Below are 18,341 nucleotides of genomic sequence, written 5' to 3'. Positions count from 1 at the left end.
CGAGAGGTCAAGGGCGGGGAGCGGAGAAGACGCCTACGACCGTTCGTCAGGTCGGGCGCTAGCCCGCGCCAAGCGCGGGCTGCAGGAAAAATGAAAAAATTATTCGGCGCTGCCCTGGGCGGTTTCCGCCGGGTAGGTGTTACGCCACAGTTCGAAGCCACCATCGATGCTGTAGACGTTGGAGAAGCCCTGGCCGACCAGGTAGGCGGCGGCACTCTGGCTGGAATTGCCGTGGTAGCAGACTACCAGTGTAGGCGCGTCCAGGTCGGCGCTGCGGATGAAGTCGGCTACCGAGTGATTATCCAGATGAGTGGCGCCGGCGATATGGCCGGCGGCGAACGCCTGTGGGTCGCGGATATCGACAACGATCGCACCTTCGGCACGCAGGGCGAGGGCTTGTTCTGGGGAGATACGCTTGAATTCGCTCATGGGTGCGGTTCCTTCATGGCTGATCGTTGGGTGATGCCGGCGGGCGAGGGGTGCCTTCGCGGGTGCAGTCGCAGCGGTGGAATTCGCCGCTGTCGACATTGTACAGGGTCATCGCGCCCCCCCAGACACAGCCGGTATCCAGGGCAATCACACCGGGGGCGTCGACCCGGCCTTCGAGGGCGGCCCAGTGACCGAAGATGATCTTCACATGGCGCGAGCGGCGGTCCGGGTGAGCGAACCATGGTTTATAGCCTTTGGGCGCGCTGTCGGCGCCTTCCTTGCTCTTGAGGTCGAGCTTGCCAGTGGCGGTGCAGAAACGCATGCGGGTGAAGTAGTTGGTGATCACTCGCAGGCGTTCGACGCCGGCCAGGTCCTTGCTCCACTTGTTCGGCTCGTTGCCGTACATACCGTCCAGATACAGTTTCAGGCGACTGTCGTCGCGCAGCACTTCCTCGACCTCCGTCGCCAGCTCCAGTGCTTTGCCCAGGGTCCATTGCGGCGGGATACCGGCATGGGCCATGGCGATGCCGCGGGCTTCGTCGTAGTGCAGCAGTTTCTGCTGGCGGAGCCAGTCGAACAGCTGATCGGCGTCCGGGGCTTCGATGACTTCGCGCAGGGTGTCGCTTTTCTTCAGGCGCTCGACGTTGTGCCAGGCGGCCAGCAGGTGCAGGTCATGGTTGCCCAGCACGCAGACCAGCGCATGGCGGATCGAGTAGAGATAGCGCAAGGTCTCGAGGGACTCGGGGCCGCGGTTGACCAGGTCGCCCACCAGCCACAGGCGATCGACGGCCGGGTCAAAGCGCACACGATCAAGCAGGCACTTCAGTGGTTGCAGGCAGCCTTGCAGGTCTCCGACGGCATAGGTGGCCATCAGTGCAGCGCCCCGGGTACGGCCAGGCGAAACGGGGCGATCTGGGCATCGAAGCGTTTGCCGTCTTCGGCGAACATCTGATAGCTGCCCTGCATGGTGCCGACACGGGTGCTGATCACGGCGCCGCTGCTGTAGGTGTGGCTCTGGCCTGGCTCGATCAGCGGCTGTTGGCCGATCACACCGGCACCGCGCACTTCCTCGACTTCGCCGTCACCGTTGGTGATCAGCCAGTGGCGGGACATCAGCTTGGCCTTGACCGTGCCATTGTTCTGCACCGTGATGGTGTAGGCGAAGGCGAAACGGCTGCTTTCGGGGTCGGATTGTTCTTTGAGGTAGCGGGTCACGACGCTGACGTCGATCTGGTAGCGGGGGTCGGACATGCAAGGGCCTTGGGCGAACTGACGCAATAACGCAGTCTAGGCCATTGGCGGGGGTGGAGGCCAGTCATGCCTGAGCGCAAACAAGCCCATTCCCACGGTGGGACGGGCTTGTCCTGCGCTGGCCCGGTCAGGCCTGCTGTTCGGCCAGCTTGTCGGCCAGGCGCACGAAGGCGGCCAGGTCGAGCTGCTCGGGGCGCAGGCTGCCATCCACGCCAGCGGCCTCGATGGCCTGGCTGTCGAGCACGCCCTTGAGCGTGTTGCGCAGGGTCTTGCGGCGCTGGTTGAAGGCTTCGCGCACCACGTGCTCCAGCAGCTTGGGGTTCTTGGCCGGGTAGGGCAGCACTTCGTGGGGCACCAGGCGCACGATCGCCGAGTCCACCTTGGGTGGCGGGTTGAAGGCACCCGGGCCGACGTTGAACAGGTGCTCCACGCGGCAGTGGTACTGCACCATGATCGACAGGCGGCCCCAGTCGCCGCCGCCAGGGCCTGCGGCCATGCGTTCGACCACTTCCTTCTGCAGCATGAAATGCATGTCGCGGATCAGGTTGGCATGGGCCAGGAGGTGGAAGATCAGTGGCGTGGAGATGTTGTAGGGGAGGTTGCCCACTACCTTGAGGCTGCGCTCAGGCACGCCCAACTGGTTGAAGTCGAACTTCAGGGCATCGCCCTGGTGCAGGCGGAAGTTGTCGCGCCCGGCGAACTTGTGTTGCAGGATCGGCACCAGGTCCTTGTCCAGCTCGACCACATCCAGCTGTGCGCCGCTACCCAGCAGGCCCTCGGTCAGGGCACCCTGGCCCGGGCCGATCTCCAGCAGGTGTTCGCCGGCCTTGGCGTTGATCGCCCGCAGGATACGGTCGATGATTCCGGCGTCATGCAGGAAGTTCTGGCCGAAGCGCTTGCGCGCCCGGTGTTGATATTGCTCGGTCATGGTCGGTTCTCGGCCATCTGGTAGGCGGTTTGCAGGGCGACGCGCAGGCTGCCGGTGTCGATCCGGCCGGTGCCGGCCAGGTCCAGGGCGGTGCCGTGGTCGACCGATGTGCGGATGATCGGCAGGCCCAGCGTCACGTTGACCGCGGCGCCGAAGCCCTTGTACTTGAGTACGGGCAGGCCTTGGTCGTGGTACATCGCCAGCACCGCGTCGCAGTGCTCCAGATATTTGGGGGTAAACAGGGTATCGGCCGGCAGCGGGCCGCGCAGGTCCATGCCTTCGGCACGCAGGCGCTGCAGCGCCGGCTCGATGATGTCGATTTCTTCGCGGCCCAGGTGGCCGCCTTCTCCGGCATGCGGGTTGAGCCCACAGACCAGGATGCGTGGGTTGGCAATGCCGAACTTGTCGCGCATGTCCGCATGCAGGATGCGGGTGACGCGCTCCAGGCGGTCGCCGGTGATGGCCTCGGCGATGTCCCGCAGGGGCAGGTGGGTGGTCACCAGTGCCACGCGCAGCCCGTGGGTGGCCAGCATCATTACCACTTGCGTGGTGTGGGTGAGGTCAGCGAGGAATTCGGTATGCCCGGAGAAGGCGATACCGCTTTCGTTGATCACGCCCTTGTGCACCGGCGCGGTGATCATTCCGGCGAAGTGCCCGTCCAGGCAGCCTTGCCCGGCGCGGGTCAGGGTTTCCAGGACGAATGCGGCGTTTGCCTTGTCCAACTGCCCGGCTGTCACCGGGTGGGCCAGGGCGGTATCCCAGACATACAGGCTGCCGGCGGGAGCGGGTTGCTCCGGCCAGGCGGTCGGCTCAACCGTGATCAGCTTGACGTCCAGGCCCAGCTGCGTGGCCCGCTCGGCGAGCAGGTCACGGCTGGTGATGGCGATCAGGGGGTGGGGCTGGACCTCGGCGGCGAGCAGCAGGCACAGGTCGGGACCGATGCCGGCTGGCTCGCCGGGGGTGACGGCGAAGCGCAGGGGTTTCACTGGGTGACCTGGTCGGCGCCAGGCAGCTTGATTTCAACGTAGGCTTCGTCGCGGATCTGGCGCAGCCAGTTCTGCAGTTCTTCGTCGTACTTGCGGTTGCGCAGGACGTTCATGGCCTGCTGCTCGCGCGCCTGTTCGGTGCTGTCGGTGGCGCGGCGGCCTAGCACTTCCAGCACATGCCAGCCGTACTGGGTTTTGAAGGGCTTGGTCACCACGCCTTGCTCGGCGTTGGCCATTTGTTCGCGGAACTCAGGTACCAGGCTGTTCGGGTCTACCCAGTTGAGATCGCCGCCGTTGAGCGCCGAGCCCGGGTCTTCCGAGAAGCTCTTCGCCAGCTCGGCGAAGTTTTCACCGTTCTGGATCCGGTCGTACAGGCGCTCGGCCAGTTGCTCGGTGGCGGCTTCGCTGCGGATTTCGCTCGGTTTGATCAGGATGTGGCGTACGTGCACTTCGTCGCGCAGCACGCTCTGGCTCCCGCCGCGCTTCTCTTCCAGCTTGAGGATGATGAAGCCGGTGGGGATGCGGATCGGCTGGGTGATATCGCCAACCGCCATGCTGCTGAGCATCTTGGCGAAGTCTGGTGGCAGCTGGCCTGCCTGGCGCCAGCCCATCTCACCGCCCTCCAGGGCATTTTCACTGCGCGAGCGAGCGATGGCCATCTGGCCGAAGTCCGCGCCTTGCTTGAGCTGTTGGTAGATATCGCCTACCTGGCGCGCGGCGGCCTGGATGGCCTCCGAGTTGGCACCTTCCGGGGTCGGGATGAGGATGTTGGCCAGGCGGTACTCTTCTGACATCTGCATCTTGCCCAGGTCCGAGTTGAGGAAGTTCTTCACTTCCTGCTCGGACACCTGGATACGCTCGGCCACGCGGCGCTGGCGCACACGGCTGATGATCATCTCGCGTTTGATCTGCTCGCGGGCATCGTCGTACGACAGGCCGTCATGGGCCAGGGCGGCGCGGAACTGCTCCAGCGACATGCCATTGCGCTGGGCAATGGTGCCGACGGCCTGGTTCAGCTCTTCGTCGGTGATGCGGATGCCAGAGCGCTCGCCGATCTGAAGTTGCAGGTTTTCGACGATCAGGCGTTCCAGCACTTGCTGTTCCAGCGCACTGGTGGGCGGCACGCCACCGCCACGCTTGGCGATGGTCTGCTGCACTTCGCGAACGCGCTGGTCCAGCTGGCTCTGCATGACCACGTCGTTGTCGACGGTGGCCACGATGCGGTCGATGGGTTGTACCGCGGCATGCACCGCGCCACTCAGCATTGCGGCGCCCAGCATCAGCGGGCGCAGACGATCAATAAGCTTGCTCTTCACGGGTACGGTAACCTTGAATGCCTTTGTCCAGGAACGATTCGACTTTGGTGCCGACTACACCGCCGAGCCCTTTGAGCACGATCTGCAGGAAGATGCCGTGGTCACCCTTTTCGTTTTGCGGTACTGCCTGGCTGTAATCGTCGTAGTCCATCCAGTAGCGGTTGATCAGGCGAAGCTTCCAGCAGCAGTTGTCGTACTCGAAGCCGCCCATCGCCTCCAGGGTGCGGTTGCGGTTGTAGTCATGCTGCCAGCGAGCAATGACGCTCCACTGCGGCACGATCGGCCAGATGACCGAGAAGTCGTGCTGTTGGATCTTGTAGTAATCCTTGATGTAGTTCGGATTCCCTGGGGTCCCATAATCACCACCGCCCACTTTCCAGGTACCGGTCAGGGAGTCGTAGGTGATCAAGTCGTTCCTGTAGCGATAACCGAGGTTGACGATCTTGTTAGGGTTATCCTCTGGCTGGTAGTGGAACATCGCACTACCCGACCGAGTGCTGCGGCTATCCGGATCCCAGTTGAAGTCCGAGTTGAAGCGCCAGTCGCGGTTGAACGCGTATTCGTACTCCAGCGCGTACGGCGAGACATCCGACTTACTGTCCTCTCGGGTGCGGTAGTCGATGCCGGGCAGTTGCACCTTGCGGTTCTTGAAGTAGACGGCCTGACCAATGCTGAATCGCTGACGCTGGAAGCCGTTGTCTTCTATCCAGCGGTTGGTTATTCCGAGGGAAAGCTTGTTCTCGTCGCCAATACGGTCAACGCTGCTGAAGCGGTTGTCGCGGAACAGCGACGAATAATTGAAGAGCGTTTCGCCGGAGTCGAAGATTGGGGTGTCCTTCTGGTCCTTGTACGGGACATAGAGGTAGAACAGCCGTGGCTCAAGAGTCTGGCGGTAATGCGTGCCGAACAATTCTGTGCTGCGATCAAAGTAGAGGCCGCTGTCGACACTGAAGATCGGAATGTCGCGGTTGATGTTGCTGCTGTAACTGCCATACCCAGGAAGGGAAGACTGTGCAATGGCCTGGGCCTTGCCCTGGCTGTCGAGGTCGAGGTCGTAGTGAGTGTAGACGTACTTGAGCTTCGGCTTGATGTAGCCATAGCTCGCCTCCATCGGCAGGCTGATTGCAGGTGCTGCATTCAGGCGCGTACCGTTGGCGCGGGCGATGCCGGAAACACTTTCATCGATACGGCGCCCGCCGAGAATATTGCCGTTGGCATCCCGAACGAAACCGAGCGAGTCGTCCGGTTTGCCGTCTTTGTCAAACACCAGATCGTTCTTCAGGTCGCGATCGAAGCGTACGGCTTCAGTTTCGTAACCAAAATCGAAACCTGCCGGATGGTACGGCAACAAGCCGTTCACAGTGATCTGCGGCAGCTTGTCATAGGGGGTGATCTGCGAGATGGTGGCCATCTCGTAGGCATGCAGGTTCAGCCGCGCTGTATAGTTGTCACCGCGGTAGTTCAATGCACCCTGCTGGTTGATGAAGTCGCGGCGCTCTACGCCAATTTGGTCAGACTCCAGATCCTGGAAATAGAACGGATCACTGATGTCGGTGTAGTCCACCTCACCCATCAAACGCTCGTCCAGGCCACCCTTGTGCTGCCAGTTGATCATCCAGCGTTCTTTCTTGTAGTCCGTCTGCAACTTGCGATCGTCGTCCTGGTCGCTCAGGTACGCACCACCAAACTGCCCTTCGCTGGACTTGGTCAGGTAGCGGAACTCGCCTTCCATCAACATGCCGCGCTTGGCCATGTAGCGCGGGTACAACGTGGCATCGTAGTTAGGCGCCAGGTTGAAGTAATACGGCGTGACCAGCATGAAGCCGGTGTCGCTGCTGGAGCTGAACGACGGCGGCAGGAAGCCGGACTGGCGACGATCGTCGATCGGGAAGTAGATGTACGGTGTGTAGAACACCGGGAAATCCTTGACCCGCAGCGTCACGTTGGTGCCCGTGCCGAAGCCGGTTGCCGGGTTCAGGGTGATGTTGTTGCCCTTGAGCTGCCACGCGTTGCTGCCCGGCTCACAGGTGGTATAGGTACCGTCCTTGAGGCGGATGATGGCGTTTTCCGCACGTTTGGCGTACAGCGCGTTGCCGCGGATGTGCGACTTGTGCATCACGTATTCGGCGTTGTCGACCCGGGCCTCGCCGGTATCGAGCTGGATCTGCGCCTCGTCGCCAACCACCAGCGAGCCGTTGTCGCGGATCTTGACGTTGCCTTTGAGCTCGCCGCGGTTTTCGGCCTGGTACAGGTTGGCTTCGTCGGCCTCGGCCTGCATGCTGCCCTGGCGCATGACCACGTCACCGGCGAGGGTGGCGATCTGCTGCTCCTGCTGGTACTTGGAGACCTTGGCGTTGATGTAGGTCGGCGACTCGTCCTTGGGCGTGGAGTCGTTCATGCCCGGGCGGGTCGGCTCGATGTAGGCGCCGCCGCAGTACGGGCCGGTCTCGGCCAGCTGCGCGGCAGTGAGCTTCTCGCGCGGGACCCAGTCCAGATGGCTGTAGTCTTCGCTGCGCGACTTCAGGCCGCGGCCCTTGGCCTCGGTGACCAGCATCGGCTTGTCGGCCTCGGTCGCGGCGACTTCGCCGGGTGCCTCGGCACCCGTGCTGGCCGCGGCAGCGCCCGGGTGTACCGGGCGCGGAGGCAAGTTGGCAGCGGTCTTGGGCTTGCAGTCCCAGCCACCGGAAGCGGACACTTGGCAGTCGAACTGCTCGGCCGCCACCACGTACGACGTGGCCAGGGGTTGCAGGGCCAGCAAACCGCCAGTCACGAGCAACGGAAACTTTCTACGAAACGCGGGGGATTTCAATGCCATCTTATTAGTCCGGGCTTCCTGCGTGCCATCTGCCCGCGTGTGGGGGCCGCACGCCTCTCGATGGTCTGAAAAAGATGCTGGATAATAAAGCATGACCCGCTTGACGGCTAGGGCCGTCGGAGAACCCTTGTAATGCCCGATCACGATGTACGCCTGCAACAACTGACCGCCTGGCTTGCCGGGCAGCTGGAGAACCTCTTCCGTACCAATGCCTGGGGCGAAGTGCCCGCCGGCAGCCTGACCGCCGCCAGCAGCGATGCGAGTTTCCGCCGCTACTTCCGCTGGGAGGGCGCCGGGCACAGCTTCGTGATCATGGATGCGCCGCCGCCCCAGGAGAACTGCCGCCCGTTCGTCGACATCGACCATTTGCTGGCCACGGCGGGCGTGCACGTGCCGGTTATCCACGCCCAGGACCTGGAGCGCGGTTTCCTGCTGCTGGGGGATCTGGGTCGCCAGACATACCTGGACATCATTGATCAGGGCAATGCCGATGCCCTGTTCGCCGACGCCATCGATGCGCTGCTGGCGTTCCAGCGCTTGCCGATGGATGCGCCACTGCCCAGCTACGATGTCGCCCTGCTGCGCCGTGAGGTCGAGCTGTTCCCCGAGTGGTATGTGGGCCGCGAGCTTGGCCTGAACTTCAGCGACGCGCAGCAGGCCACCTGGCAGCGGCTCAGCCAGCTGCTGATCGACAGTGCCCTGGGCCAGCCCAAGGTGCTGGTGCACCGCGACTACATGCCGCGCAACCTGATGCACAGCGCGCCCAATCCAGGCGTGCTGGATTTCCAGGACGCGGTCTACGGCCCGGTAACCTACGACATCACCTGCCTGTTCAAGGACGCCTTCCTCAGCTGGCCCCAGGCCCGCGTCGAGGGCTGGTTGCGTGATTACTGGCACAAGGCGCAGGCCGCCGGGATTCCGGTACAGGCGGACTTCGATACCTTCCAGCGAGCCAGCGACCTGATGGGGGTGCAACGCCACCTCAAGGTGATCGGTATCTTCGCGCGCATCTGCCACCGCGACGGCAAGCCACGCTACCTGGCCGACGTGCCGCGGTTCTTTGCTTATATAGATGAAGTGATTAGCCGCCGGCCTGAGTTGGCCGAGCTGGGCCAGCTGATTGCCGAACTGCATGCCGGGGCGCGTTCATGAAGGCGATGATCCTGGCGGCAGGCAAGGGCGAGCGCATGCGCCCGCTGACCCTGCACACGCCCAAGCCGCTGGTGCGAGCCGCCGGCAAGCCGTTGATCGAGTACCACCTCGAGGCGCTGGCCCGTGCCGGTATACGCGAGGTGGTCATCAACCATGCGTGGCTTGGCCAGCAGATCGAGGATCACCTGGGCGATGGCAGCCGCTTCGGCCTGGTGATCAGCTATTCGCCGGAGGGCGAGCCGCTGGAGACCGGTGGTGGGATCTTCAAGGCGCTGTCGCTGCTGGGTGATGCGCCGTTCATCCTGGTCAACGGCGATGTCTGGACCGACTACGACTTCGCCGGCCTGAATGCGCCGTTGCACGGCCTGGCGCATCTGGTGCTGGTGGACAACCCCGGCCACCACGGCCGTGGCGACTTCCGCCTGGCGGACGGGCAGGTGAGCGATGGCGATGACGCCCCGGGAACGCTGACTTTCAGTGGTATCTCGGTGCTGGACCCGGCGCTGTTCGCAGGTTGCCAGCCCGGTGCATTCAAATTGGCTCCCCTGTTGCGCAGCGCCATGGCCGAAGGGCGGGTGAGCGGCGAGCACTATGGCGGGCACTGGATCGATGTCGGCACCCTCGAGCGTCTGGCCGATGTCGAGCGCCTGATCGGGGAGCGTGCCTGATATGTGGTGGCCGAGCACAGTGATTGGTGCCGGTGCCGGTTTCGCCGTGGCCAGCATCCCAGGTGCGTTGCTGGGGGCGTTGCTGGGCCAGGCCATGGATCGGCGCCTGCGGCTGCAGGGTTGGGAGGACGTGCGCGAGCGCCTGGGCGGGCGCCCGGCACTGCGTGACGAAGAGTTGTTGTTCGTTCTGCTCGGGCGGCTGGCCAAGAGCGATGGCCGGGTAGGTGAAGGGCATATCCAGCAGGCGCGGCAGGAAATGACCCGGCTGGACCTGGCGGAGCCAGCGCGGATGCGTGCGATAGCCGCGTTCAACCGGGGCAAGTCGGGCAAGGAGCGCCTGGGGCACTACCTGCGCCGCATAAAGATGCAGCCCCACGGCGCCGAAGGCACCTTGCGTGCCTGTTGGCGCATGGTCTGGGCCGACGGCAAGGCCGGGCGCCAGGAGCGTGACCTGTTGCTCGGCTGGGGGCAGCAGTTGGGGCTCAGTCGCAACCAGGTGCAGGCCTTGTCGCTAGATTATGAGCCGCGACGTTCTTCGATCGAAGGCGGCGTCATGACCTATGCGGCGGCGCTGAGATTGCTGGGGGTAGAGCCGGACACCGAGGCCGACAAGGTCAAACAGGCCTATCGGCGCCTGCTCAGCCGGCACCATCCGGACAAGCTGGTGGGCAGTGGCGCCAGCGAAGCGAAGGTGCGCGAGGCGACCGAGCTTACCCGTGAGTTGCATCAGGCCTATGCCATGATCCGCAAGCGGCGGGGGCTGTAGGTACACCGGCTGGCAAGCCCGCTCCTGCCGAGGCGGGCAGGAGCGGCTGTTGTTACTCTTCCTTCGGCGTCAACCAGCCGCGCACCCGGCGCAACAGTTGCTCCTGTTCCGCCGCTTTGTTGCCAGGTATGGCCATCAGCGACACCTGGCGGTACTGGCTGTCCTTCTGCCGCTTGCTGGCCTGCAGGCGCTGCTGGGCCGACTGCCGATCCGCTGTGCGGGTGACATAGTAGAGGTCGGCGGTGGGTACCTTCAGCGTCGGGGTCAGGCTCAGCAGGTCATGTTCAACCCGCGCGGGTGTCTGCGCGGCGACCATCACCAGTTTCTGCACCTGAGGCGGCTGTTTCTCGCTGAGGTACCGCGCGGCCCAATACGCGCCACTGCCGTTGCCCAGTAGGACGATGCTGCGCGCTTTCTGCTGCTGGGCGTAGGCCACGGCGGCGTCGAGGCGGGCAAAGATACGCTCGGCGTCCTCCTCGCTGGTGTGTTCGTCGGCTTCGACCGCATCGGTGCTCTCTGCGGTGTCCGCCTCCGGCGCGGTCGCCTGGGCAACGTTGGCGTTGGCATCGGCGGGCGTGTCCTTGGCCGGAGCCGACTCGCCTTCCTGCTTTTTCGGTTCGGCCGCAGGCTTGGCCTCGACCCGCGCCTGTGGGCGCTCGGCCAGCAGGTCGGGCATGCTCAGGCTCAGGGTGCTCCAGCCGACATCGGGGAAACCTCGACGCAGCGGGCCGACGGTGGTGGGCCAGTCGGCACTTTCGCCCGCGCCCGGGACAATGATCACCGCGCCTTGTGGATCGCTGTCGTTGGCAGGCTTCCAAAGCGCCAGGAAGTTTTCACCATTGGCCTGCAAGGTCTGTTGTTCGGCCTTGGGTACCTGGCGCTCGAGGGCCATGGCATCGTCCTGGCTGCGCTCGAGCAGCGGTGGGCGCGGAGCGGGAGCGGACGCGGCCGCCTCGGCGGGCGCTTCGGGTTTCTTGGCGTCGTCGGCCTGAGCCGCGAACGGCAGGGCCGAAGCCAGGCAGAACATTGCCAGCGTCGTGCGATAAAGTGTGAACATCGATCAATCCAAGGCCAGAATCATACCGGCAGCCTAATGGTATTTGCCCGCGACGGCCACGCCAGGTGGCCGTCATTGCCAAGACGAGCGTAGAGATGAAGCGAGTGCGTTGCCTGTGGGTTATCGGCTGGTTGTGTCTACCCTTGATCGCCCTGGCCAAGCCGCAGGCGCCGCCTGCCGTGATGCTGGATCCAGCCCAGCAGCAATGGTTGGACGAACACCGCGGCTTGCGCGTCGGACTGGTACTGCAGGCGCCCTATGCCCAGTTCGACCGGCGCCTGCAGCAGTTCTACGGGGCCAACGTCGAACTGGTCGGCGCCTTGTCCCAGGCGTTGGGCCTGGATTTGACCTGGCGCGGCTTTGCCGACCAGGCCGCCCTTGAGCATGCCTTGCAGGCGGGCGAGATCGATTTCGCCCCAGGCCTTATGCAAACGCCGACCAGCCTGCGGCTGTGGCTGTTCAGTGACCCTTACATGCGTGTGCCGCAGCTGGTGGTGGGGATGCGCAGCGGCGCGGTAGCCGTGGAGCTGGAAAAGTTGAGCGGCAATGAACGCGTGGCGGTACGGATGCCCGGTACCTTGGCGGATTACCTGCGCGGCAACTACGGCAATCTGAACCTGCAGGGTGTACCCGACGAGCGCGAGGCCCTGCAGTTGGTGTTGGCTGGGCAGGCCAGCTTCGCCGTGCTGGACGAGTCGCAGCTCAGCCGGCTGTCGCGCGAAGGCGAGTTTGCCGACCTCGCGGTGGTGGGTGATATCGGTCTGCCGCAGTTGCTGCGGGTCGGCTCACGGCGCGATTGGCCAGTGCTGGCCGATATTCTCGAACGTGCCTTGCAGGCCCTGCCGGCCAAGACCCTGGAACAGATGCATCAGCGCTGGTTGCAGCCAAGGTATCCACGGTTCTCCGAATCCGCCGGGTTCTGGCAGAACCTGGCCTTGCTGTTCGGCCTGTTGCTGCTGTGCGCCTTGGCGACCCTGGCCTGGCAGCGTCGTCAGCAGAGCGGCCTGGAGCGCGGGTTGCTGGCGGCCCGGGAGAGCCTGGTCGAGCGCCAGGTGCGTGAGGAGGCTTTGCGCCTGAGTCAGTTTTCCATCGACCAGAGCACGGTGGGCATCCTCTGGGTCAACTGGGACAGCCATGTGCGCTACGCCAACCATGCCGCCGAGCGCATGCTGGGCTTTGCCGAGGGGGCGCTGCTGGAGCTGCCGCTGGTCGTTATCGAGCCGAACCTGAAGATGGATCGCTGGCTGGAACTGTGGAAGCGTGCCCGTACCGGGGATGGCGGCGAGCAGCAATTCGAAAGCCAGTGTCGGCGCGCCGACGGCAGCCTGTTCCCGGTCGAGTTGTCGCTGTCGTTCCTGCGTTTTCGCGATGCCGAGTACCTGGTGGTGTTCCTCGCCGACGTCACCGAGCGCCGGCGCGACCTGGCCGCGCTGCGCGAAAGCGAGGCGCGGCTCAAGGGGATCGCTGGCAACGTGCCGGGGCTGGTGTTTCGCCTGGAGCGCGATCCGGCCGAAGGCGACCCGGAGTTTCCCTATATCAGCGAAGGCAGCGAGGCGCTGGTCGGCTACACCCCGGCGGCGATCCAGCATCCGCAGATGGGGCTGCGCAACCTGGTCCACCCGGAGGATCGCGCCGATTACCATCGGGTCCAGGACATGGCCTTGGCCAGCGATCAGGACTGGTCCTGGCAGGGGCGTATCCTCACCCGCCAGGGCGAGCAGCGCTGGGCCGACATCAAGGCGACCACCCGCCGCCTGGCCGATGGGCGCATGGTGTGGGACGGCGTGGTCTGGGACATTACCCAAGGCAAGCAGGCCGAGCTGGCGTTGGCCGGGTCCCAGGAGCAATTGCGCGAGTTGTCGGCGCACCTGGAAAGCGTGCGCGAAGAGGAGAAGGCGCGGATTGCCCGCGAAGTGCACGACGAACTGGGGCAGATGCTCACGGTGCTCAAGCTTGAAGTGTCGATGTGCGAGCTGGCGTTCGCCGAGCTGGATCCCGCCCTCAACGAGCGCCTGGCCAGCATGAAGCGCCTGATCGCCCAGTTGTTCCAGCTGGTACGCGACGTGGCCACGGCCCTGCGCCCGCCGATCCTCGACGCCGGCATTGCCTCGGCCATCGAGTGGCAGGCGCGGCGTTTCGAGGCGCGCACGCAGATCCCCTGCCTGGTGCAGGTACCGGACAATCTGCCACCCTTGAGCGATGCCAAGGCCATCGGCCTGTTCCGTATCCTGCAAGAGGCGCTGACCAACGTCATGCGCCATGCCCAGGCGCACACGGTGCAGATCGAGCTGGTTCACGAGGCCGGGCAGTTGCGCATGACCGTGATCGACGACGGCGTGGGGTTTGCCATGGAGGCGGCGCGGCCGACTTCGTTCGGCCTGGTGGGTGTGCGTGAGCGGGTGTTGATGCACGGTGGCAGCATGAACCTGGACAGCGAGCCGGGCGAGGGCACCAGCCTGAGCGTGGCGATTCCTTTGAAGCAGGAGAAACAATCGTGATTCGAGTGCTGGTGGCGGAAGACCACACCATCGTCCGGGAAGGCATCAAGCAATTGATCGGCCTGGCCAAGGACATGCAGGTGGCGGGCGAGGCGGGCAATGGCGAGCAGTTGCTGGAGACCCTGCGCCACACGCCCTGCGAGGTGGTGCTGCTGGATATCTCCATGCCTGGGGTGAATGGCCTGGAGGCGATCCCGCGGATCCGCGCGCTGAACAACCCGCCGGCGATCCTGATGCTGTCGATGCATGACGAGGCGCAGATGGCGGCGCGGGCGCTCAAGGCCGGTGCGGCGGGCTATGCGACCAAGGATAGCGACCCGGCGCTGTTGCTCACGGCTATCCGCCGGGTGGCGGGGGGAGGGCGCTACATCGACCCGGCCCTGGCCGACCGCATGGTGTTCGAGGTGGGCCTGACCGAAACCCGGCCGCTGCACACGCTGCTGTCGGAGCGCGAATTCTCGGTGTTCGAGCGCCTCGCCCAGGGCGCCAACGTCAACGACATCGCCCTGCAGCTGGCGCTGTCGAGCAAGACCATCAGCACCCACAAGGCGCGGCTGATGCAGAAGCTCAAGGTCAACTCGTTGGCGGAGCTGGTGAAATACGCCATGGAGCACAAGTTGGTGTGAGTGTTCTGGTTACGACAATGGCTTTTACGCGATCTCACCGTAGGAGCGGCTTTAGCCGCGATGCAAGCGCCGCTGTCTCCGACACCCGCTTCGCGGGTGCTCGCGGCTAAAGCCGCTCCTACAAAGCTCGAGTTACCTGAAAACGCCATCCTTGTAGGGCGATCCCTACAACAACTCTTCCAGCCGGATGATGGCATTCTCTCAGCGCCCCCGATTTCCGGGGCTTTGCGCGTCTTCTACGCTTTTGCCAACGCAGTCATTCCAACAAGAAGGTGCAGGGCATGAGCGAGGCGAATTCGAACGAGACGCTGGTCAGCTTCCGAGGTGTGCAGAAGAGCTACGACGGCGAATCGCTGATCGTCAAGGACCTCAACCTGGACATCCGCAAGGGCGAGTTCCTGACCCTGCTCGGCCCTTCCGGTTCGGGCAAGACCACCAGCCTGATGATGCTGGCAGGCTTCGAGACCCCCACCGCCGGTGAGATCCAGCTGGCCGGGCGCTCGATCAACAATGTGCCGCCGCACAAGCGCGATATCGGCATGGTGTTCCAGAATTACGCACTGTTCCCCCACATGACCGTGGCCGAGAACCTGGCTTTCCCGCTGACCGTGCGCAACCTCAGCAAGACCGACGTCAGCGAGCGGGTCAAGCGCGTGCTCGGCATGGTCCAGCTCGATGCCTTCGCCAAGCGCTATCCCGGCCAGCTTTCCGGTGGCCAGCAGCAGCGCGTGGCACTGGCCCGCGCCCTGGTGTTCGAGCCACAGCTGGTGCTGATGGACGAACCGCTCGGCGCCCTCGACAAACAGCTGCGTGAACACATGCAGATGGAGATCAAGCATATCCACCAGCGCCTGGGCGTGACCGTGGTCTACGTGACCCACGACCAGGGCGAAGCGCTGACCATGTCCGACCGGGTGGCGGTGTTCCACCAGGGCGAGATCCAGCAGATCGCCGACCCGCGCACCCTCTACGAAGAGCCTTGCAACACCTTCGTCGCCAACTTCATCGGTGAGAACAACCGCATCAACGGCACCCTGCTGGCCAGTGACGGTAATCGTTGCCAGGTGCAACTGGCCCGTGGCGAGCGGGTCGATGCGCTGGCGGTGAATGTCGGCCAGGCCGGTGACCCGGTGACTCTGTCGATCCGCCCCGAGCGGGTACGCCTGAACGGCCACAGCGAGAACTGCGTCAACCGCTTCTCCGGCCGTGTCGCCGAGTTCATCTACCTGGGCGACCACGTGCGGGTACGCCTGGAGGTCTGTGGCAAGGCCGATTTCTTCGTCAAGCAGCCGATCGCCGAGCTCGACCCGGCCCTGGCGGTGGGCGACGTGGTACCGCTGGGCTGGGAGGTCGAGCACGCCCGCGCGCTCGATCCGATTGCCGACGCCCATTGATGGTTTGCTTCACCAACCCTGAACTGTGGAGAGAATAATAATGCGCAAGCAGTTGAAACTGACCGCCCTGGCCCTTGGCCTGTTCGCCGCCGGCCAGGCCATGGCGGCCGACCTGACCGTGATTTCCTTCGGCGGCGCCAACAAGGCGGCCCAGACCAAGGCGTTCTACGAACCATGGGAAAAGGCGGGCAAGGGCAAGATCGTCGCCGGTGAGTACAACGGCGAGATGGCCAAGGTCAAAGCCATGGTCGACACCAAGAGCGTCAGTTGGAACCTGGTCGAGGTGGAGTCGCCGGAGTTGGCCCGAGGTTGCGATGAAGGCATGTTCGAAGAGCTTGATCCCGCACTGTTCGGTAATAAAGGCGACTTCGTGCCCGGCGCCATTCAGCCGTGCGGCGTGGGCTTCTTCGTCTGGTCCACGGTGCTGGCCTACAACGCCGACAAACTCAAGAGCGCGCCTGCCAGTTGGGCCGACTTCTGGGACACCAAGAAATTCCCGGGCAAGCGTGGCCTGCGCAAGGGCGCCAAGTACACCCTCGAATTCGCCCTGATGGCTGACGGCGTCGCACCCAAAGAGGTGTACAAGGTGCTGGCCACCAAAGAAGGCCAGGACCGCGCCTTCAAGAAGCTCGACGAACTCAAGCCGAGCATCCAGTGGTGGGAAGCCGGTGCCCAGCCGCCGCAGTACCTGGCCTCGGGTGACGTGGTCATGAGCTCGGCCTACAACGGTCGTATCGCCGCGGTGCAGAAGGAAAGCAACCTCAAGGTGGTGTGGAACGGCGGCATCTACGACTTCGATGCCTGGGCCATCCCGAAAGGTGCCAAGGATGTGGAAGAGGCGAAGAAATTCATCGCCTACACCGTCCAGCCCGAGCAGCAGAAGACCTACTCCGAGAACATCGCCTATGGCCCGGCCAACAGCAAGGCGGTGGAGCTGCTGTCGGCCGAGGTGAAGAAGGACATGCCGACCACCCCTGAGAACATCGCCAACCAGGTGCAGATCGACGTGGCCTTCTGGGCCGACAACAGCGAACAACTGGAGCAACGCTTCAACGCCTGGGCGGCGAAGAAGTAAACCATCTGGAGCCTTCATCGCCGGCAAGCCGGCTCCCATAAAACCTGTGCAGTACTTGTGGGAGCCGGCTTGCCGGCGATGGGCTGCGCAGCAGCCCCAATTTCAGCCTGTATCGCGGAGTTCGCCATGGCCATTGCAGTGCCCCTCAACGAAGGCGCGGGTAAAAGCCTCAAGCAGCGCCTCAAGCATGCCGAGCGGGTCAACCGCTGGAAGGCCCAGGCGTTGATCGCGCCGCTGGCGTTGTTCCTCCTGCTGGTGTTCCTGGTGCCGATCGCGGCACTGCTGTACAAAAGCGTCGGCAACCCCGAGGTGGTCGCCGGCCTGCCGCGCACCGTCGAGGCAGTGACGCAGTGGGACGGCAAGAGCCTGCCGGGCGAGGAGGTCTACAAGGCCCTGAGCCAAGACCTTGCCGAGTCTCGCAAGAAACAGACCCTGGGTGACCTTTCCAAGCGCCTGAACATGGAGCTGGCCGGTTACCGCAGCCTGTTGGCCAAGACTGCGCGGGCGCTGCCGTTCAAGGCCGAGCCTGCCTCCTATAAGGAAGCCTTGCAGACGCTCGACGAGCGCTGGGGCGATCCTGCCTACTGGCAGGCGATCCGTCGCAACACCAGCAGTGTCACGCCGTTCTACCTGCTGGCCGCGCTGGACCACCGTATCGACGACCTGGGTGAATTGGCCAGGGCCACCCCCGACCAGGCCATCTACCTGGACATCTTCGCTCGCACCCTGTGGATGGGTGTGGTGATTACCGTGATCTGTCTGTTGCTCGCCTATCCCCTTGCGTACCTGCTGGCCAACCTGCCGACCCGGCAGAGCAACCTGCTGATGATCCTGGTGCTGCTGCCGTTCTGGACCTCCATCCTGGTGCGGGTGGCGGCCTGGATCGTGCTGTTGCAGTCAGGCGGGCTGATCAACAGTGCGCTGATGGCCATGGGCATCATCGATCAGCCGCTGGAGCTGGTGTTCAACCGTACCGGCGTGTACATCTCCATGGTGCACATCCTGTTGCCGTTCATGATCCTGCCGCTGTACAGCGTGATGAAAGGTATCTCGCCCAGCTACATGCGCGCGGCGATCTCCCTCGGCTGCCATCCGTTCGCCAGTTTCTGGCGGGTGTACTTCCCGCAGACCTACGCCGGTGTCGGCGCCGGCTGCCTGCTGGTGTTCATCCTGGCCATCGGCTACTACATCACCCCGGCGCTGCTGGGCAGCCCGAACGACCAGATGGTCAGCTACTTCGTCGCCTTCTACACCAACACCAGCATCAACTGGGGCATGGCCACCGCCCTGGGCGGATTGCTGCTGCTGGCCACCGTGCTGCTGTACCTGATCTATAGCTGGCTGGTCGGCGCCAGCCGCCTGCGCCTGAGCTGAGGAGCC

General features: G+C 64.2%; 16 protein-coding genes. 8 read left to right on the top strand and 8 right to left on the bottom strand.

The window, feature by feature from the left end:
- Positions 1-99 precede the first annotated feature (99 nt).
- From glpE to LOY42_RS24480, 7 genes are all read right to left on the bottom strand, one after another.
- Positions 100-429, bottom strand: coding sequence for a thiosulfate sulfurtransferase GlpE (glpE, locus tag LOY42_RS24510; protein ID WP_046857381.1), 330 nt, complete (start codon positions 427-429; stop codon positions 100-102).
- A 13-nt stretch (positions 430-442) separates the two neighbouring features.
- Positions 443-1,300 (bottom strand): symmetrical bis(5'-nucleosyl)-tetraphosphatase, encoded by an 858-nt coding sequence (locus LOY42_RS24505; RefSeq protein ID WP_258599578.1) that lies wholly within the window; start codon positions 1,298-1,300, stop codon positions 443-445.
- Positions 1,300-1,680 (bottom strand): Co2+/Mg2+ efflux protein ApaG, encoded by a 381-nt coding sequence (gene apaG / locus LOY42_RS24500; protein WP_046857379.1) that lies wholly within the window; start codon positions 1,678-1,680, stop codon positions 1,300-1,302. Before apaG ends, LOY42_RS24505 begins: the two co-directional genes overlap by 1 nt.
- A gap of 127 nt (positions 1,681-1,807) precedes the next feature.
- Positions 1,808-2,608, bottom strand: a complete 801-nt coding sequence (gene rsmA, locus LOY42_RS24495; protein WP_046857378.1) for a 16S rRNA (adenine(1518)-N(6)/adenine(1519)-N(6))-dimethyltransferase RsmA — start codon at positions 2,606-2,608, stop codon at positions 1,808-1,810.
- A complete protein-coding gene (pdxA, locus tag LOY42_RS24490; RefSeq protein WP_198753807.1) occupies positions 2,605-3,594 on the bottom strand; it encodes a 4-hydroxythreonine-4-phosphate dehydrogenase PdxA in 990 nt (329 codons plus the stop codon). Before pdxA ends, rsmA begins: the two co-directional genes overlap by 4 nt.
- A complete protein-coding gene (locus LOY42_RS24485; protein WP_258599577.1) occupies positions 3,591-4,910 on the bottom strand; it encodes a peptidylprolyl isomerase in 1,320 nt (439 codons plus the stop codon). The genes pdxA and LOY42_RS24485 overlap by 4 nt, the downstream gene beginning before the upstream one ends.
- Complete coding sequence (locus LOY42_RS24480) at positions 4,891-7,725, bottom strand: LPS-assembly protein LptD (RefSeq protein WP_258599576.1); 2,835 nt, start codon at positions 7,723-7,725, stop codon at positions 4,891-4,893. Before LOY42_RS24480 ends, LOY42_RS24485 begins: the two co-directional genes overlap by 20 nt.
- 132 nt (positions 7,726-7,857) lie before the next feature.
- Here LOY42_RS24480 and LOY42_RS24475 point away from each other — a divergent pair, with 132 nt between their 5' ends.
- The 3 genes from LOY42_RS24475 to LOY42_RS24465 are packed head-to-tail and all read left to right on the top strand — an operon-like array spanning position 7,858 to position 10,311.
- Positions 7,858-8,877: an aminoglycoside phosphotransferase family protein gene (locus tag LOY42_RS24475; protein ID WP_139668061.1), complete on the top strand. Its 1,020-nt coding sequence runs from the start codon at positions 7,858-7,860 to the stop codon at positions 8,875-8,877.
- Positions 8,874-9,545 (top strand): N-acetylmuramate alpha-1-phosphate uridylyltransferase MurU, encoded by a 672-nt coding sequence (murU, locus tag LOY42_RS24470; RefSeq protein WP_110697484.1) that lies wholly within the window; start codon positions 8,874-8,876, stop codon positions 9,543-9,545. Before LOY42_RS24475 ends, murU begins: the two co-directional genes overlap by 4 nt.
- Position 9,546: 1 nt before the next feature.
- Positions 9,547-10,311, top strand: coding sequence for a TerB family tellurite resistance protein (locus LOY42_RS24465; protein ID WP_258599575.1), 765 nt, complete (start codon positions 9,547-9,549; stop codon positions 10,309-10,311).
- Between the two features lie 52 nt (positions 10,312-10,363).
- On the opposite strand, the gene LOY42_RS24460 is transcribed toward LOY42_RS24465, so the two are convergent.
- Positions 10,364-11,368: an alpha/beta hydrolase family protein gene (locus LOY42_RS24460; protein WP_258599574.1), complete on the bottom strand. Its 1,005-nt coding sequence runs from the start codon at positions 11,366-11,368 to the stop codon at positions 10,364-10,366.
- Between the two features lie 95 nt (positions 11,369-11,463).
- On the opposite strand from LOY42_RS24460, the gene LOY42_RS24455 reads away from it, so the two are divergent.
- The 5 genes from LOY42_RS24455 to LOY42_RS24435 all read left to right on the top strand — a co-directional run bounded on the left by LOY42_RS24455 (position 11,464) and on the right by LOY42_RS24435 (position 18,335).
- Positions 11,464-13,866, top strand: coding sequence for a PAS domain S-box protein (locus tag LOY42_RS24455; RefSeq protein ID WP_258599573.1), 2,403 nt, complete (start codon positions 11,464-11,466; stop codon positions 13,864-13,866).
- Positions 13,860-14,492 (top strand): response regulator transcription factor, encoded by a 633-nt coding sequence (locus LOY42_RS24450; protein ID WP_172670942.1) that lies wholly within the window; start codon positions 13,860-13,862, stop codon positions 14,490-14,492. The genes LOY42_RS24455 and LOY42_RS24450 overlap by 7 nt, the downstream gene beginning before the upstream one ends.
- 281 nt (positions 14,493-14,773) lie before the next feature.
- Entirely contained in the window at positions 14,774-15,886 is a 1,113-nt protein-coding gene (locus LOY42_RS24445; RefSeq protein ID WP_139668073.1) for an ABC transporter ATP-binding protein, read from the top strand.
- A gap of 40 nt (positions 15,887-15,926) precedes the next feature.
- On the top strand, positions 15,927-16,961 hold the full coding sequence (locus LOY42_RS24440; RefSeq protein ID WP_258599572.1) for an ABC transporter substrate-binding protein: 1,035 nt from the start codon (positions 15,927-15,929) through the stop codon (positions 16,959-16,961).
- Between the two features lie 126 nt (positions 16,962-17,087).
- Positions 17,088-18,335, top strand: a complete 1,248-nt coding sequence (locus LOY42_RS24435) for an ABC transporter permease (RefSeq protein WP_139668077.1) — start codon at positions 17,088-17,090, stop codon at positions 18,333-18,335.
- Positions 18,336-18,341: the final 6 nt, after the last annotated feature.

The sequence above is a fragment of the Pseudomonas sp. B21-023 genome (genome assembly GCF_024749165.1).
Taxonomy (GTDB): domain Bacteria; phylum Pseudomonadota; class Gammaproteobacteria; order Pseudomonadales; family Pseudomonadaceae; genus Aquipseudomonas.
Note: the sequence above shows the minus strand (reverse complement) of the source record. Positions and strands in the feature narration are given on the sequence as shown.